The organism is Collinsella sp. AF20-14LB (assembly GCF_003459505.1).
Lineage (GTDB): Bacteria > Actinomycetota > Coriobacteriia > Coriobacteriales > Coriobacteriaceae > Collinsella.
This window is the reverse complement of record NZ_QRWD01000001.1, coordinates 34,648-50,479: the sequence shown is the minus strand read 5'-3', so window position 1 is coordinate 50,479 and position 15,832 is coordinate 34,648. Positions and strand designations below refer to the sequence as shown.

Genomic DNA, 15,832 nt, shown 5'->3' with positions numbered 1-15,832 from the left:
GTGAAATACGTTCAGATTAACGCGTATTCGGGCGGTTGGGCTGATTCAATCATATTCAAGAAACACCGCGAGCTCATCGCCAGGGATGATGAGTCCTGGGTTTTTTGGGCTCGCGGCAACCTCGAGCAAGATGAGCATATGCAGTGCATCGCCTCATATCCCGAGGTATGCGTCGACGTGCTGCAAACGCGCTTGGACGGAAAACCTGGCTTCCATTCAAAGGGCATCACGCGCAGACTGCTGGCGAAACTCGACGAGATAGACCCTGATGTGGTACATCTGCATCTACTGCTCGGTTACTACATCAACATTGAAATGCTCTTTAATTGGCTTGCGAGCCACCGCTGCAAGGTAGTTTGGACTCTGCACGACTGCTGGGCGTTTACGGGGCACTGCATCTACTTTACATATGTGAAGTGCACGCAGTGGAAGACTAGGTGCGCCGCGTGCACCTCATGTCCGCAAAAACGGACGTACCCCGAAACTCTTGCGGGTGACGGCGCGGTGCGCTGGTCGTTCGATCAAAAAAAACGCTTGTTCACCATGCTGCCGCCTGAGCGCGTACAGCTTATAACACCCTCGCAATGGCTTGCCGATTTGGTAATGCAGAGTTTCTTGGGCAAATACGACGTAAAGGTCGTACACAACACCATCAATGCCGATGTTTTCAAGCCTACACCGAGCGACTTTCGTGAGCGCTATGACATAGGCGAGCGTTTTATGGTTTTGGGCGTTGCATCGAAGTGGAGCAAGCGCAAAGGCTTGCCTGACTTCGTACATTTGGCAAAGGAACTCGACAGTAACCGCTTCGCCGTGGTGCTCGTGGGTCTGAACGATAAGCAGATAGAGCAAGTGCAAAGTGAGGTTTCAACTGCCGTGGCCTTGGGTAAGACTGGTACCGTCCAAGAACTCGCCGAGGTCTACACCGCTGCCGACGTGTTCTTCAACCCAACCAACGAGGACAACTATCCTACGGTCAATTTGGAAGCCGAAGCCTGCGGCACCCGCGTGGTATCCTACGACACTGGCGGCTGCCGGGAAACATTGCGCCGCACGGATTCTCATGTTGTTGGCAACGTATGCGAGGCCCTAGAGATTATTCTTGCCTTGCATGAAAGAACCGACATGGCAAGCTAACAATAGCTATTAGGCATGAATGCTCCAAATGGGAACGAAATGATAGAGGTGAATACACTGAATGCCATAACAGTGTCTAAGATGGCTGGAGTAATTAAAGCTCGCACTTATGCAAAGGGCGCTAAATCGTTTCTTACGGTTTTTCTGCTGTCTTTACTATTGATCGGCGGGGCCATTTGGACATTCTTCGAGGCAATTGGTGCGACGACTCCCGCTGAGTCAGAGTATTTCATTGCGCTCACTTTCGAAGGCTTCTATTTTGCTGCTGCAATATTAGTAAGGCATTTCAGGCGCCCCGTTTATATGTTCGAGCCTTACGTAATGATTACAGTTGTTTATATTCTTGTGTATCACGTTGCTGCAGTGTTTCAGCTCTCTGTGGGAGAAACCGTTCGTTACGGTGTGGATTCCACCAAATATGCGTTAATCGGCTGCACCTTTGTAGTGCTTGGTCATATTGCTTTTACAGTTGCGTATGGTCTTGAGTCAAATAACGGTTCGAATAAAAGGTTAAAAGCTTTCTATAAAGATGTAACAAACGAGCACATAATAGTAAAAACGGCATACGTTATCTATGCTTTTTCGCTTGCTTTGTATCTGGCGTATCAACTGAGTAGGGGATTCAGCCTGTCATATGTTTTATCGGGAGGCCTTGCTTCACAGGGTGAGCTTACGGTTAACGACAGCCCACTCAGTTTTCTTTCATATTGCAGTTACTCGCTAATTAGCGCCTGGCTTCTCATTTATATGTTCGGGCGAAACCGAATTACCAAACTTGCTGCTGGTTTCATTATGCTTGGCGTGATTTTCTTCGGAGGAAGTCGCGCTCCTTTGCTCATTCCTTTATTGGCGTGCGCTGCACTGCACTATATCCGCAAGAATTCGTCTCCTGCACTTACAAATGTACTTGTTCTTGTTGGCGCACTCGTACTGATATTCGCCGTTATGCAGGTTGCTCGCGTCGGCATTCGAGCAGGCGCGGGTCTTGATATGCATGGCGTCGATATGGCCGGTCTCTTTGAGCCTTTCTATGCAGAAATCGATGACTTCAAGGTCTATTACGGAATCTTTGGCGTAGTCCCTGGTCTCCATTCTTTCCTATATGGAAGGCAAATGATTATCGGATCGTTAACGCTATTTATTCCCCGTGCGATTTGGCTTGGAAAGCCTCAGCCAATGATTTATGAAATCATCAATCATCTTTACGGACAAAGAGCTGTTCTTGACGGTGTTGCATACCCGAATTTGAGCGAGTATTACGTTGAATTTGGATTTGTTGGCATCATCGTTTGCATGTTCATTCTTGGGTTGCTGTGCCGTTATTGCCGAGGTCTATTTACTGAAGGGGGTAAAAACTCACTCGCGCTTGCGATGTACTGTGTTATTTTTCCCGCGCTATTCCAGGTTATTATTCGCGGATATATGCCGCAAAACTTCTCAATGCTCGTTTTCCTTCTTGCTCCAATCGCAATGGCTGAGCTTCTAAACAATCGCAATTGTGAATAACCGAACGGTATTTTGAGAATTAATCGCAGGCAACGTGCCAGATGAGCGCGAATGCCGACCCATACGATTGGAGTGTTGTGCTAGATAAGGTAGTTTCCAAATACCGCGCGATGTCTTTGCCCGTGAAAGCGGGCTTGTGGTTTACGTTATGCGCAATAATTCAGCGAGGGCTATCTGTCCTATCGATGCCCATTTTTACACGGTTGTTCTCGATCGATGAGTATGGATCTTACAGCCTTTATGTAACTTGGGTTATGTTGTTTGGCCTTGTGATTACCCTTAATATACAACAAGAGGTATTCAACAAGGGCATGTCTGATCATGAATACGAGCGTCCTGATTATTCAACGTCCCAGGCAGTTCTCATTTCGACTTTAGTCGTAATGTTTTACCTGTTGTACCTCCTGCTCCAGTTTCCTATTAACGCATTCACAGGCATGGGGACTCTTCTGACCTCCCTTATGTTTATTGACATTTGGACTTCTGCAATTGTCACGCTTTGGCTTACCCGTCGTCGCTTTGACTATGCGTACAAACCTCTCTTGACCGTAACGCTCGGTATCTCCATCGCTAGCATTGCCATCGGAATAGTTGCTGTGCAACTGGCACCCAGCGGTTATAAGGTGATTGCGCGAGTAGTGAGCAATCTCGCTCCTTACTTAGCAGCCACGGTAGTTGTGATGATTGACTTTCTTAAGCACTCGCAGCACTGCTTTGACCGTGACTGGTGGAGTGCTTCGGTTAAGATGGGCGTGCCCCTTACGCCGCATTACGCATCGCAGGTATTGCTCAATCAAGCCGACAAAGTCCTGATCAGCTGGTTTCTCGACAACGCCAAAGTTGCAATCTACGGGGTGGCGCACTCCGCAGGTCTTTTGCTTGTTATGGTCAGCAACGGTATTAACTCATCGCTTGTACCATGGCTCTATAGCAAGCTGAAATCGGGCGATTGTCGGTCTATTGCGGGCGTGTCTAACGCTGTGGCTCTGCTTGTCGCCGTGTTGGTGTTTATCCTTATGCTTCTGGCGCCGGAGTGCGTTGCTGTGCTTGCAACGGGAGATTATGCGGAAGCAATATGGTGTATTCCGCCCATAGCTACTGGCGTCGTGTTTACTTTTCTCTACACCTTGTTTGTGAACGTCGAAATTTATTACGGCAAAGCAGGCTATGTGGCAACCGCATCGGTACTGTCGGCTGTTTTGAATATCGTCCTAAACGTTATCGCTATCCCGCTGTTCGGATATATCGCCTCCGCATACGTTACGGCTGTCTGCTATATAGGTACCGCTATGCTTCATTACTTGTTTATGAAGAAGACACTCAAGAGCAAGGGAGTGGGCCTTCGTATCTATGATGCCAGGTTCCTGTGCTTTATTGGCGCTTTGACATGCCTTTTTGCGGCGATATCGCTCGTTCTTTACACGCTCGGGCCTGTACGCTACGCATTCGTTGCGGCACTTTTATTTTGCATATTCGCATGTCGCAATCGTTTACGTTCTCAATTTAAATCGATTCGTAGCAAAGGATAGGATTCAGTCCATGAAAATAATCGTCGCGCACCCACAGCGCCAACATTCATATCGACTGGCCGAAGCACTCAATCGTACTCATATGCTTGAGGCATATTGCACAACGGTATACTATCGTCCCCATACCTTAACGGCTATGACGGCAAGATTATTGCCGCCATTTTGGCGAAAGAAAGCAACTGCTAGGCATAGCAACGGTCTCCCGAACGAGTTGGTGATTCAATATTCGGAGTTCGGTGGACTTGCATTTTTGTTCTCGCATAATCTGTCGTTTGCGAAGCGCTGGTGCTCCCAGGTAGAGCGCATTGTCGACGACCGTTTCGCTCGAAAAGTCGCTAAGCTAGCTGCAAAAACCGGAGCCGACGCCGTTGTTGGATACGACGGCCATTCTGCCGTTCTATTTGAAGAGGTGAAGCGCCTGTCGCCCTCTACGATCTGCATAGCCGATATGTCGGCTGGCAATGCTCTCTATTTACGCTCTGTGTACGAAAAGGACGTTCAGCTCAAGCCTGACTTCTCGGATAGCCTTCACGGCTGGAAGAGGATCTGGAATCCGATTGACGTTGATAGGACAAAGCGCGAACTTGCGGCTACTGATGCTTTTTTGTGTGGCTCAACATTCGTTGAACGCACACTTGGCTATTCGGGAATCCTCCAGGACAAATGCAGGGTGTGCCACTATGGTGTTGATGTCTCCTCTTTTTTATATGCGCCGCGCCAGGCGAAAGCGGATGATGAGCCGTTGACCTTTGTGTATCTTGGGCAAGTTGCTGAGCACAAGGGGATTTCCTACCTTCTGGAGGCTTTCAGAGATATTGACGCATCGCGTGCGCAACTTGTTTGCGTGGGCTCTATTTGCATCCCAGATTCGATTATTGCCTCACTTTCCTCAAACATTGAGTTTAAAGGAATGATTCAGCACGATGAAGTGTCTGAACGGCTGCTTTCTGCCGATGTGATGCTCTTCCCATCGCTTGGAGATGGATTTTCCCTCTCCATCATGGAGGGTTTTGCCTCGGGGCTGCCCGTAGTTTGCTCGGACAACACGGGTGCGGCCGACTGTGTGATTGAAGGAGAGAATGGGTTTGTAGTGCCCACGCAGGATGCGGCGGCGCTTCGCGACAAAATTAACTGGTTCCTCGACAATCGAAGCAAGATTCCGGGCATGGCGGAGGCAGCGCGAAAGTGCGCTCTTAATATGACTTGGGACGACTATTACACGAATGCAGCTATAGCAATTACGGAATTGGTAGAGAAGGCGCGCAGTGAGTGACGACAAGAACAAGGTATACCTGCTGGGTGACAGTATTACACAGGGGCTTGGCAGCAAGAAAGTAAACTTTTCTGGCGAGCTTTCGCAACTGCTGGGTGAATCCTACGAGGTGGTAAACCTTGCCTATACTGGCACGATGGTCGATTACGCCTTGCAGCTGCTGAATGATAATAAAGTGCGCTTTACAAGGGAAGGCGATGTGTGCGTCGTGTTGTATGGCAATGTTGATGCGCAGCTTCGTCCCAGTCGTACAGGTCGTGTTTTCCCGCACATTCCCAAACGATTCCAGGGTGGAGGCATGCTCATGCCGCGCCCTTTTTATTCACACACGTTCGCAAAGCGTATGGGGCAGCATGCTGATAACCTTTGCAGAAAAGTATTGTCGGGCGTGATCAAGATTGTTGATGGTACGGAACAATGGATGCCCCTGGAGTCGTTTTCGCCCCAGTATGCAGAGCTGCTTGACCGGTTGTTAGGCTTGGGCTTCAAAGTCGTTCCCTGCTCATGTGTCTACATTAGCGAGAAGTTATTCCCGGGGACGCCCAAGCAGTACGAACTTTATAGTCAAAGGATTAGCACTCTGGCTTCGGAGCGCTCTCTAGATTTCATCGATTTCTATTGCCTGTTCAAGTCTCAGGTCGAGTTTTCTGGCTGGGATTCCTGCTACAACAAAGATCGTTTTCATCCCAATGGCGAGGGGTATCGCCTGATGGCGAAGCGTATAGCAGCCCAGATCGAAAAGATAAATCGCTAAAACATCGGTGATTGGAAAACCGCGCAACAACTTTAACCGCAAAGTGGACACTGCCAACCCGCGCGTAACATCGCGGGGGTTGCGACAATGAGCGGGTTGTGCGCCACTGTTGACTGCCAAATTGTCTCAAGAAGGCGTCTCTACAATTTTATCAACTGTAGGTCTCTTGCCGTTTCGGCATAGCACTTAGTTGCACGGGTGTCCTTGCTTCTATCAGGTTATGGACTTGTCCGTCTGGAGGTGTACGGGGCCATTTCTCACATGGCGGCATAGATGATTGATCGTCTTCCTCAACGCAGCTTATAGTGCCTTGTTGCGAAGTATCACATCTTTTTTGAAATAGTTGTTTTCCAATCCCATCGCTGGTTCCGATGGGGGGATTTATGCTGAATAGATGGGTTCCTTTCTCGGCGCCCTGTTGACGCGCTTCATAGCACCTCGGATTGAGCTCCGACAACTTCCGCGCGAGCTCCATCCAGGGCGTCATGAAGCGCGTGAAGGCCAAGGGCGTGCCCGTGGCGGTCTACGAGCCCACGCTGGACGCCCCGGAGTTCTTCGGCTCCGAGGTCACGCACGACCTGGAGGCCTTCAAGGCCGGCTACGACGTTATCGTCGCCAACCGCTGGAGCGACGAGCTCGCGGACGTGGCGGACAAGGTGTACACGAGGGATTTGTTTAAGATGGGCTAGTCGCGATATTTATTTCTTTGCGTGTTTGCTATAGATTTCTTTGCCTCATACCCTTCATTTCTGTTAGGGCCTTGATTTAGTTCGCCTGGCGATGCGAAGGATGTGCGCCTTATACTAATGACACGTATCTAGAACTATTTGCTGTCGCAAACATCATGACTAAATAACGTTCTATAAAGGAGGAAAGGAATGTTTGGAAAAGTCAGGAAAACCAGAAGCGATTGTACGGTTGGCACTTACGAGAAGAAGCATGACCTTCCTGCAGGAACACTTAGGAACTCTGATGGTCGTAAGGCCAGAAAGGATAAAACTTTGAAATCCCTTCGAAAAGAAACCGGAAGCGATTATCGATAACTTCTGAAGCTAATAGATTGGGGTACTGCAATGGGAACTGATGTCTTGGTTCTTGGCGACGATCAGAGCTATGCAGCAAGCATGGCCAATGACTACACCTTAAAGCCGTCGTCTGAGATGAGCGGTCGTGCAAGTTCGCGAGCGCATATTCAAGAAGTTGCTGCCGAAGTGCTTTCGAAGGAAAACGGGATTGGCAAGGTCTTTTCGATCTACGGGACCGGCGGGCTTGGGAAGACATTCCTCATGGAGGAGTTGTACTCCGACTTTACTCATAAGTTTACCCACAATACCGTCGTTACCAGGCATAGCTTTGAAGGAGAAGAGATAACCTCTGAAGAAAAGATTCTAAAAGAGCTCTCGGATCTTCTTGCATGCAACGGAGTACCAAGTCCAACCTTTAGGATGAATTACTACGCATGGAAAGCAAAAGCATCGAATTTTGCATTGGCTAAAGCCGAGTTCTGCGCTGATTTTGAGCAGGCAAAAAATAAGGGAGTCGAGATTTCGACGATGTTGTCGGGTCTTGCTGCTCCCTTTATTGATCAATTTACCCGAGGCCTTGGTGGCTCTATCCTTAATGCTGCCATTGAGATTGGGGCATATGCAGTTGATTCTATTAAAAATGCCAAAGCGTGTAATGAATGGAAGAGCCTAACGGAAGAGAAAACCTCCAGTGATTTGAAAACGTCATTGGCGGGTAGTCTTAAGTCTGATATCGAAGCGTGGACTGGTCGCAATGAACGAAAGCTCATCTTCTTTCTGGATACATTTGAGAAGCTGGGTTGGGTTGCTGGTGAATGGCGAGTGGGTCGTTATGATTGGGCGAAAACCATCTCGGAGGCAAAGGGGTCTCTCTGGATTGTCGCTGGGCGCTGCAGGCTTGCATGGAGAAATGTTGTCCGGTTTCCTGTTCAGCTTGAGCCTATGAGCTTGACCGAAGCAGACGAACTGTTGGTGAAATGCGGAGTCAGTGATTCCGAGTTGCGTAGCTTGGCTGTGGAGAAAGCCGGAGGAATACCCGTATACTTAATAATGCTTGCTGACATGATTAATAGATCGTCAGTCACAGAGGCAAGGCGTAACCTTCTTTGCATTGTTGATTATGATAATCTCGTCGAAGTGTATTTACGGGGCCTCGATGCCTCCCTTAAGCCTGCCATCTATCCCGCTGCTTTTATTGAGTACTGGGACTACGAATTTATGATGGCAGTGGGGGACTCCTTCGTTGATCCCAATGCTATTGCTCAACTTGAAAATCTTTCCTTTGTATGGAAGCGACAAGATAGCTTCGAAATGCATGAGGTTGTCGCCGATCTCATTCGTAGATCTGCTAAGGGCCCTGTAGTATTGAAGCTTTTCAAGGCGTGTGGAGATTTGCTCGGGCAGTTGGGTTCAGACGATAAAAGGACTGCCTATGCAAAGGATACTTATAGACTTCATGTGCTCAAGGCAAGGCAACTTCTTGCTGTAGAAGGTGTGGACGTTCTTGGATCCGAGGCAGCTTTTAATGCTCGTATGCAATATGCCGAGGCGGCATGGCATAACGGTCAAGTTGAGCAGGCATATGACCTTTATAAAGAAATTCAATGTTCTTACGCTCCTACAAGCCCTGCAGATGAACCTACCATTTATTTCTTGAGAGCAAAACTCAAGACTGCGGCTCTTAAAACTCAACTTTGGTTAACCAGAGGCGAAAGAACATGGCATGAACAAGCCATCGCAGATACCGTTGAAGTTTTAAATGACGTAAGGAAGCATTATCCGAATGAACGGCTCATTTATCTTTCGGCGCTTAATGATCTTGGTATTTCCTGGAAACGATTCAAAGACTTCGACAAGGCTTTCTACTATCAGAATCAAGTTGTGAGAGCGCTTAAGGATAAAAAAGCCAGGGAACTAGATGCCGATGAGGCTCGCTTTATTAACAACTACGGAGCAACATGCCAACAATACGGTGCCAAGCTTAAACAAGAGGGCAACGCTTCCGAAGGGCAAGAGTACCTTAAAAGGGCTTTGAAGTATTACGACAAGGCCTACAAAGCGCGTAAGGCTCTGTTTGGCACAAACAGCCTTCAGGCTTTAATCGTGCTTACCAACAAGGGCGTTGCCAACATGTTGATGGGCAAGTATCCTGAAGCTGAAAACATGCTTGAAAAAGCCTATAGAGGCTTTAAAAGCGGTGGTTTCCCCACGGGAGATTCCTCTTATTTGAGAGCTAGATTTCAGCTGGCCAATGTTAGTTCTAACAAAGCAAGAGAGCTCAAGGATGCTGGCTTGATCGATGAGGCGCGCATCGAGGGGCGTAAAGCGCTTGAGTTGCACAAGAAGGTTTATTATGACAAGAAAGAGTGCCTAACTGAATGGGCTGTTGATACGGGAAAGTCGAGAGATGCGGTAAAGGCCGCTGAAAAGTTTTTGGCAGAGCTTTAGCGGAATATGGTTAACGTCGAACCGCCGAAGAATGCGTATCCGTAGAAAGCGTTCTTGCCGTGTTAGCGCCAGAGGATTTTGCCACTAATGGTCTAGCTGTTTTGACCAATCCCAGTCGTCGAATAATGACCACCATGACTCCCCGCCGCCAGTATGCTGACGTGAAGGCCAAGGGCGTGCCCGTAGTGGTCTACGAGCCCACGCTGGACGCGCCGGAGTTCTTCGGCTCCGAGGTCACGCACGACCTGGAGGCCTTCAAGGCCGGCTGCGACGCGATCGTTGCCAACCGCTGGAGCGACGAGCTCGCGGACGTGGCAGACAAGGTGTAGATGAGGGATCTGTTTAAGAGGGACTAGCGCAGACGGGGTCTCTGTTTGGTGGCGATACTGCTGGATTGAATCGAGAGGTGTATCGGCTTGCGCCGGTGCACCTCTCTTTTAGTGTGGGCTGAGGCGAGTTTTGTGTTTGGCTTGGGCGGCGCGCAGCACGGGGTTGGGTGACGCGCGCATAATCGTGCGAGTTGAGGTTTGCATACTCGTTAGAAGCTTCGTGAGCGCATTCCGGGGAGCACTCAGACAGCGATATCGACCAAAAGGGTCGGCTTTTATCCTCTAATGGCTGCATCCTGTACAATCAACATCAGAGCGTTTGTCTGCGTCCGTGCGGCGCGGATTTAGATAAGGTACAACGGAGGGCGAAATGCAGGTTCTCTTTCTCCATCTCAGCGATATTCACCTTCAGGTGAACCACGACTACTCATCGGATAAGATTCGCCGAATCGTCGATACTGTTCCATGCGAATTACCGTTCGACTGCGCATTCCTCATAATTTCTGGCGACCTTGCGAAATCAGGAAGTGCAGCCGAGTATCACGTCGCAAAACGCCTGATCGATGATTTGATTTGCGGGTTTCGTTCCAAAGGAATAAAACCAGGGATTCTCTTTGTTCCAGGAAATCATGATATCTCGATACCGCAAGGCTCCCCGACTGCAGAAATGCTAATCGAAAGAAAACGCAATTCCTTGGATGACGCATACGCGCATGAACTCGAGAAAATGGATCCATTTTTCGAGTTCGCAAACGAGCACCGCCTCTTTCGCAGTGAATACTCGGATTCCACTGAACAATTCGACATCGGGGATCAAGCCTACTGCATCAAGGCGACGATGCTCAATAGTGCTCCGTTTTCAACCAGAGAGCGAACAGACAAAGAGATACATTACCTTCCCGAAAGAGCGATATGCTCAATTGAGAAAAGTAGCAATACGAATCTCAATATTGTAATAATGCACCATGGCTGTGAGTGGTTCGACGATGAATCGAAAAGACGTCTCGAGCAGCGACTGTATGAGCATTGCGACATTTTGTTTATAGGACATGAGCACGATGGCTTCGCCGAGTCGTATACAAATAGTAATAGACAGCACTTAACCGTTTCAAGGGGCGGTGTTATAAGTACCTCATCATACGACGAGTCGTCATTCTCGCTACTACATTACAACTCTGAGACGATGCTGCTCACAACAATTTACTTCATTTGGGACAGGCAATGTTCCATATACACCGAACACAACCGTGAATTAATGACTTTGAGACCGAAAACACCTGGTCAAGCCATTCCCAATACAGAATTCATAGAAGCGCTGAAACCAAACTTCAACCTCATCAACGCCCCATTGGAAAGCTATTTCGTTTTTCCAGTCCTTGAAACCAGCATTCATGTTGACGATGGCCCCTTTCCCGTCATCGCGTCAGACAGTGAGTTCTTTGATTTCATCAGCACAAACCCATGCCTTAATATCGTTGGCTCAAAAAGTTCGGGTAAAACGGCGCTCTTAATGCATCTGTACAATTCAAGTATCGCCCAAGGCTACAGCCCGCTATTTCTTGGCGAAAGCAATAGTAGACCATCAATTAAGTATCTTTTTGACGACTTGATTGGAGAGCAATACGGCCGTAATGAGTCAGCCTCAGCGAGATTTAAACAATCTTCCATCCAGAAGAAAGTCCTATTTATCGATGATTTCGACAGACTAAAACGCAACGGATCAGATGCAGCGTTCATTCGAGAGGCCCTGAACAATGTCGGTTGCGTCGTCCTTACTTCATCTCAAAAAATCGACACAGGCATCATCGAAGATGTTCGGAGAGAATTGGGGGACGACGATGCCATAGTCACCTATAGCATCAAAAACTTCTTTAAAGGTAAAAGGGACGAGCTGGTATACAACACATGTCGAGAACTACATGTTGCACCCAATAATATCCAGGGGGTTATTGGAGCAATCGATAGGGCTGTCCATTCGCATAGCGACATCTTCTCCCTCAGCCCGGAGTTCATCCTTCAAAGTGTCATCTACTATGCCGATAAAAACCCTACAGGCAGGGAAAAGACAATTCCTTTTAACGAAATCTTCGAAGCTAATATTGTAAACCGGCTAAGACAAGCATGGAGCAAATCGAAATACGGAGCGACAAAGGAGGGCGGGGTCCGCGAAGCCCTCGCGCTTCTAGGCGAGATCGCGTACCGCATGCATAAAGCCAAAAACGCCACAATTGAGGCCAGCACCCTTTTCGATAAAATCCAGCAATACGCTGATGAGTATGCCCTCGAAAGCTGCCCAAGAGATTTCGTTGAGCTCGCATGCGAAGCAGACATAATACGCATGGGGGAGACGGCACCATGCTACTATTTCATTTCTAACACTGTCTTCGCTTACTTTGTCGCAAGGCGAATTAACCTTATGAAAGATAAGGGAGATGATATACACGGTGACGTAGATTACCTGGTCGAGAACATCTGCTTCAACATCAATGAGAATATTCTTCTCTTCTTATCGTATCTGCGAAATAATTCTAGCTTTGCAGGAAAGCTTCTCTCTTGCGCAGAAGAAGCACTCTCCCCGTTCGAGGAGTTTTCCGTTGAAGCGAAAAACATTCGCTTTTTGACTACCGGTCAATATGCAAAAATAAATATGGCAAACGAGGACGATCGACACGCTGCTGACAATATGGTTTCACAGTGCGAGGAAGAGATATCCAATAAGCGCCAGGAAGAAGGCCTACTGGAATATGCCGGCCTTTACGACTACGACGAAAAGGACCGGCTCACCAACAGCAATAGAATACTGCGCGCGCTTAAGTATCTCGAAATAGCTGGAAAATCATTCGTCATGCATTTTGCAACAACACCCAAAATTGAAAAATACCAGACAATTAAGGCTCTTTATGAATTGCCCAACAGAATTATTTTCGGAATGCTGCACAAAACAGATGAAAACTATGACGAAATAATCGACCAATTGCTTGAGATTATTTCTGAGGATGGCAGCCTATCGAATATCACAAAAGACGAGCTGAAAGATATCCTATACAAGGTTGGAATTGCCACCTGTCTCAGCGTTTACGACCAAGCTTCATATTATTGTTCTACAGGAGATACCGTTAAGCTACTCAGCACACGCGAACAAGAGTGCTCGACGTATCGAATTCAGCGTCTCATGATGATGGAAAACTCCACATTCTCTTCAGAGGATTATATAGACCAAGCAGTAACGTTAATGGAAAAAGCGCAGAAGGAGAACAGGCGTTTCGAGATTCTTTGCATTCAGGTAATAACGAACAAACACATCATCAATACGCCAAACATCAAGCCAAGCACGCTGCAAAAAGCAAGCAAAAAGATCTTCTTTTGTGATTCGCCAAAATCGCTAATTGCGAGAAATAGGCAGAGTACCGCGGAAAACCGAAACGGCGATTGCGGGGCCTCATGAGCAAGGTATTTGCATATATATGATGGGTAGTGTCGAGAATGTTGGTGTAAGCCTTTCTCGCTAGGCGCTGCGAAGACTCATGTCTATGGCAACGGAGGTATCTGATCGCCCTGACAACAATGTCGATCAAAACGACACGACTTCTGAAAGCTCCGACGCATGAGGTGATTCAACTTACTATCTGACTCAACATCTAATTACGACGGCCTGCTGAGTAGACACGTTAGAATTGCCTTCCATACAATCGGAAAGTAAAATTGAGCCATGATCACTTTTGTCGACATATCTGCCGCTGTTTCTCGCGTACTGTCTCGCTACGATGTCCGCGAGGCGTATCTTTTTGGTTCTTTTGCTCGCGGCGAGCAGACGCCAGATAGTGATATCGATTTGCGCCTCGTTTGCGGAGACAGCATGACGTTTGGCACGTTATACGAAATCTCCCTTGAACTTGAAGAGGAGCTCGGGCGAAAGGTTGAGATTGTGACTAATCCGCCTGAGCACATGCGTCCGGCTTTCCGCAAAAACATTGAACAGGATGAGGTGCGTCTTTATGAAGCGGCGTAAGCGAGACGCTGAGCTCATCGATGTCATTCTGTCTGATTGCGAGACGCTGGCTAAACGTATCGGCCATTTTGGCTCTACGGAGAGTTCCTTTGTTTGCGATAGGAGCGAGGAAGGCGAACTTGCCTACGACGCGATCATGAGCCCTGTTTACAGAATCGCCGAGGACGCACTCCATCTATCTGATGAGGTCCAATCAGCTTTTCCGGAGTATCCCTGGAATGATATTAGGGGTTTTCGCAACTTCGTAGCTCATGGTTATCGAGAGGTTGATCGATCCCTTGCTTGGAAAGTAATCGTCGATGATATTCCCGAGCTAGAGAAAGCTTTGCGAATCTTTAAGGAGCGTCAGAGCTGATGTGTCGTTGGCTGTCGCTTTGCCCTCGACAGTCTACGGAGCTTCGTCGAACTTAGCTTCCTTTCACCGATTGGCAAAACGATTTACGCCTAATTACCGGGTTCGCTTACAGGTAATTCGTTCGCCACTCTCCCGATCTCGCTACACTAATAACTGCTGCTACCAGGTAGTTTTCTGGCGCAGTCTCCATTGACTCTTGCGAAGATCGGAGCGGTCATGTTTGCCACCGCGTTCCACACCAGCCATCACTACATTCTGTTTACTGCCATGGCCTGCCTATGCGTTTTGCTGGGCGGGCCTTCTTATGCCGCGGGCGCGGACAGCCTGTTCATCGCGGGCGCCACGTACTACGAGCCGGGCGCGTCGGGCCCCGGGTGGGCCTGGACAGATGCCGACCACCTGGAGCTTAACGGCTACACGGGCAAGGCCATCGGCGCCGTCGGCGACCTGGTGGTGACGCTGACCGGGCAGAACACTGTTGTCGAGACGAGCGCGCCCGACGTGGATATCTCGCGTTGCGGCATGGAGGTGTGGGGCGATCTGACGCTCCGCGGCACTGGTTCGCTGGTGGCCACGGGCTCGCAGTGCGGGATCTACGTGTCGGGGACGCTCGCGGTAGACGGCTGCAAGGTTGACGCGCGGGCCGACGGCGCCGGCATCGCGGATGCGCGGGTGGCCGGCGTGATCGCGGACGGTCTTGCCGTTCGCGACGGTGGGCGCGCTGTCGCCGCGGGCGCGGGCTCCGGGGCGGGCGTGCGCGCCTATGGTGTGTGTCTGCTGGGCGGGGCTGCCGGCGGTGGCGCGGCCGGGCAGCTTACCATCGATGCGTCCTGGCTGGATGCGTCGGGCGCCGACGCCGGCGTCGCCTGTCTGGGCGGGTCGCTTGCAACCGCGCGCTTTGTGGCGCCTGCGGGCGGGGCCTTTGGCACAGGCGGCGTGGTGGCTGCCGACGGGTCCGTGGCATCGCGTGTGACGATCGAGCCCGTAGATGCAACGACGCCGGCGGGGGAGACCGGTGGGCCCGATGTGCCGGGCGATGGTCTGTCCGCCCCTGGCGCTGACCCCGCTACCGTCGAGCAAGCTACGGATCCGTCGACGATTCCCATGCTGAAGCCCGCGGCCGCGACTAAGACGGTGACCACGACCGCTGTGGCCAAGACCACGGCCACCAAGGCCTCTAAGCCCAAGGCCGCCACCAAGACCTCCTTGTCGCTTCCCAAAACCAGCGACACAAATTGGATCGCCGTGTCCCTAACGCTATTTCTGCTTGGCACAGCGTTCCTCACCACCTCACATTGTTGCTGATGTGGCGAGGAACATCTGGCTTAAATGTAGGAGTTCTGCAGACGCTTTAGAGGCAACGCTTTCAGTGAAGGAGTGTTGCCTTTTTCATGCGAGCAATGCCGGACGTGCTGGTAATGTGTGCCGGTGGATACTCAGTGCATGTGCTTGACAGCGCGCAAGTTT

General features: G+C 49.6%; 13 protein-coding genes. All 13 read left to right on the top strand.

Annotation, left to right across the window (positions count from 1 at the left end; genetic code table 11):
* The 13 genes from DWX63_RS00240 to DWX63_RS00185 all read left to right on the top strand — a co-directional run bounded on the left by DWX63_RS00240 (nt 1) and on the right by DWX63_RS00185 (nt 15,670).
* On the top strand, nt 1–1,137 hold the full coding sequence (locus DWX63_RS00240) for a glycosyltransferase (protein WP_117842431.1): 1,137 nt from the start codon (nt 1–3) through the stop codon (nt 1,135–1,137).
* A gap of 39 nt (nt 1,138–1,176) precedes the next feature.
* Nucleotides 1,177–2,643, top strand: a complete 1,467-nt coding sequence (locus DWX63_RS00235) for an O-antigen polymerase (protein WP_158559570.1) — start codon at nt 1,177–1,179, stop codon at nt 2,641–2,643.
* A gap of 77 nt (nt 2,644–2,720) precedes the next feature.
* Nucleotides 2,721–4,172 (top strand): lipopolysaccharide biosynthesis protein, encoded by a 1,452-nt coding sequence (locus DWX63_RS00230; RefSeq protein WP_158559569.1) that lies wholly within the window; start codon nt 2,721–2,723, stop codon nt 4,170–4,172.
* 10 nt (nt 4,173–4,182) lie between these two features.
* Nucleotides 4,183–5,445: a glycosyltransferase family 4 protein gene (locus DWX63_RS00225; RefSeq protein WP_117842428.1), complete on the top strand. Its 1,263-nt coding sequence runs from the start codon at nt 4,183–4,185 to the stop codon at nt 5,443–5,445.
* Nucleotides 5,438–6,199: an SGNH/GDSL hydrolase family protein gene (locus DWX63_RS00220; protein ID WP_117842427.1), complete on the top strand. Its 762-nt coding sequence runs from the start codon at nt 5,438–5,440 to the stop codon at nt 6,197–6,199. Before DWX63_RS00225 ends, DWX63_RS00220 begins: the two co-directional genes overlap by 8 nt.
* A 443-nt stretch (nt 6,200–6,642) precedes the next feature.
* A complete protein-coding gene (locus tag DWX63_RS00215; protein ID WP_199411045.1) occupies nt 6,643–6,888 on the top strand; it encodes a hypothetical protein in 246 nt (81 codons plus the stop codon).
* A 189-nt stretch (nt 6,889–7,077) separates the two neighbouring features.
* A complete protein-coding gene (locus DWX63_RS11350) occupies nt 7,078–7,242 on the top strand; it encodes a hypothetical protein (protein ID WP_199411044.1) in 165 nt (54 codons plus the stop codon).
* Nucleotides 7,243–7,272: 30 nt separating this feature from the next.
* Complete coding sequence (locus tag DWX63_RS00210; protein ID WP_117842426.1) at nt 7,273–9,672, top strand: tetratricopeptide repeat protein; 2,400 nt, start codon at nt 7,273–7,275, stop codon at nt 9,670–9,672.
* 125 nt (nt 9,673–9,797) lie between these two features.
* Nucleotides 9,798–10,001: a hypothetical protein gene (locus DWX63_RS00205; RefSeq protein WP_199411043.1), complete on the top strand. Its 204-nt coding sequence runs from the start codon at nt 9,798–9,800 to the stop codon at nt 9,999–10,001.
* A 370-nt stretch (nt 10,002–10,371) separates the two neighbouring features.
* Nucleotides 10,372–13,446, top strand: coding sequence for a metallophosphoesterase (locus DWX63_RS00200; protein WP_117842425.1), 3,075 nt, complete (start codon nt 10,372–10,374; stop codon nt 13,444–13,446).
* A gap of 264 nt (nt 13,447–13,710) precedes the next feature.
* Nucleotides 13,711–14,010: a nucleotidyltransferase family protein gene (locus DWX63_RS00195; RefSeq protein ID WP_117842424.1), complete on the top strand. Its 300-nt coding sequence runs from the start codon at nt 13,711–13,713 to the stop codon at nt 14,008–14,010.
* Complete coding sequence (locus DWX63_RS00190) at nt 13,997–14,365, top strand: DUF86 domain-containing protein (RefSeq protein ID WP_158559568.1); 369 nt, start codon at nt 13,997–13,999, stop codon at nt 14,363–14,365. Before DWX63_RS00195 ends, DWX63_RS00190 begins: the two co-directional genes overlap by 14 nt.
* Before the next feature lie 216 nt (nt 14,366–14,581).
* The gene (locus DWX63_RS00185) at nt 14,582–15,670 is read left to right on the top strand and encodes a hypothetical protein (protein ID WP_117842422.1); all 1,089 of its coding nucleotides are present in this window, start codon (nt 14,582–14,584) and stop codon (nt 15,668–15,670) included.
* The last annotated feature ends 162 nt before the right edge of the window (nt 15,671–15,832 follow it).

Bases quoted from the DNA above. Each gene is read 5' to 3' on its own strand.
- DWX63_RS00225 (WP_117842428.1), top strand. From the start codon at position 4,183: ATGAAAATAATCGTCGCGCACCCACAGCGCCAACATTCATATCGACTG.
- DWX63_RS00205 (WP_199411043.1), top strand. From the start codon at position 9,798: ATGACCACCATGACTCCCCGCCGCCAGTATGCTGACGTGAAGGCCAAG.
- DWX63_RS00235 (WP_158559570.1), top strand. From the start codon at position 1,177: ATGATAGAGGTGAATACACTGAATGCCATAACAGTGTCTAAGATGGCT.
- DWX63_RS00190 (WP_158559568.1), top strand. From the start codon at position 13,997: ATGAAGCGGCGTAAGCGAGACGCTGAGCTCATCGATGTCATTCTGTCT.
- DWX63_RS00210 (WP_117842426.1), top strand. From the start codon at position 7,273: ATGGGAACTGATGTCTTGGTTCTTGGCGACGATCAGAGCTATGCAGCA.
- DWX63_RS00195 (WP_117842424.1), top strand. From the start codon at position 13,711: ATGATCACTTTTGTCGACATATCTGCCGCTGTTTCTCGCGTACTGTCT.
- DWX63_RS00200 (WP_117842425.1), top strand. From the start codon at position 10,372: ATGCAGGTTCTCTTTCTCCATCTCAGCGATATTCACCTTCAGGTGAAC.
- DWX63_RS11350 (WP_199411044.1), top strand. From the start codon at position 7,078: ATGTTTGGAAAAGTCAGGAAAACCAGAAGCGATTGTACGGTTGGCACT.
- DWX63_RS00185 (WP_117842422.1), top strand. From the start codon at position 14,582: ATGTTTGCCACCGCGTTCCACACCAGCCATCACTACATTCTGTTTACT.